This window comes from Neptuniibacter sp. (genome assembly GCF_024231755.1).
Classification (GTDB): domain Bacteria; phylum Pseudomonadota; class Gammaproteobacteria; order Pseudomonadales; family Balneatricaceae; genus Neptuniibacter.
This window is the reverse complement of the sequence record NZ_JAAEQH010000057.1, coordinates 1-912: the sequence shown is the minus strand read 5'-3', so window position 1 is coordinate 912 and position 912 is coordinate 1. Positions and strand designations below refer to the sequence as shown.

General features: G+C 42.0%; 3 protein-coding genes. 2 read left to right on the top strand and 1 reads right to left on the bottom strand.

Annotated elements, in window-relative coordinates:
* Positions 1 to 239, bottom strand: a 239-nt coding sequence (locus GY843_RS02150; protein WP_297306074.1) for a hypothetical protein, incomplete at its 3' end; no start/stop codon positions are given.
* 140 nt (positions 240 to 379) lie between these two features.
* Here GY843_RS02150 and GY843_RS02145 point away from each other — a divergent pair.
* Together GY843_RS02145 and GY843_RS02140 are read left to right on the top strand one after the other, a co-directional pair.
* Positions 380 to 712, top strand: coding sequence for a hypothetical protein (locus GY843_RS02145; RefSeq protein WP_297306073.1), 333 nt, complete (start codon positions 380 to 382; stop codon positions 710 to 712).
* A 90-nt stretch (positions 713 to 802) separates the two neighbouring features.
* A partial coding sequence (locus tag GY843_RS02140) for a MerR family DNA-binding transcriptional regulator (RefSeq protein ID WP_297306075.1) occupies positions 803 to 912 on the top strand: 110 nt, incomplete at its 3' end.

Genomic DNA, 912 nt, shown 5'->3' with positions numbered 1-912 from the left:
TACCAACTACGTTTCCATTTACTAAGTAAGTCGGATTTCAATTCAAACTGGTTGTTAGTTATTACCTGTTCTATCCCTTTCCACTGAATTTGTGCTGCTTCGTATGAAACCTCTAACCAATCTTCAGCCATGAGCAACCCGATTACTCCATCAAGGTTGGATAACTCTTCTGTCAATTTCTCACTGTCTCCTACACGTGAGAATTTAATGCTTCGAGTCTCTTCTGTAGCTTCGGACATAGTTGTATTTCCCTTACGATTTAATTCAGCTTAAGCCTTCCAGTTAGAGTAAGGTCAAGAAAAGCGGTAAAAAATAAAAAACTATTTTCAGAGTCTATTGTCACAGTGGGTAGTGTGGAGCTATATTAAAAGGCATGAACATGAAACGGTTTTTCACCATCTTTGCACTTTTAATGACGTTGTTTGGAACAACTCAGATGAGTGTGGCTGCAGCTTTGCCAATGGAGCATATGTCTTCTGATATGAACTCTATGGTAGAGATGGGAGGTGATATGCATTCAGCCGTTGATTGTGCTGATCAGCCAGGGTGCGAGTTACAGAGTTCATGTGGAGGACATCTTTGTTCTGCCATTTCCAGTGTTACATCATTGGACATAGCTTATCCACCCTTTACCAAGCCTATTTATAAGGCGACTTTGATGTCGCTGTATCTCACCCAGAAAGATAGACCCCCTCAAGTCCTGATGAGCTAATCATCAGGAGCGTAATGCTTCCTGCTTATCCAAAGTAATACCCATCAGCTCTAGGCGTGGGTGCATTTAACTTATGCAGGGAATATCAGAATGAATATCTCACAAGCAGCAAAGTTTACTGGCCTGACCAGTAAGACAATCCGTTTTTACGAAGAAAAGGGGATCATCCCTAAGGCTCGCCGGTCCGATAACGGTTATCG

Coding starts and splice junctions, on each gene's coding strand:
- GY843_RS02145 (WP_297306073.1), top strand. CDS start 380: ATGAAACGGTTTTTCACCATCTTTGCACTTTTAATGACGTTGTTTGGA.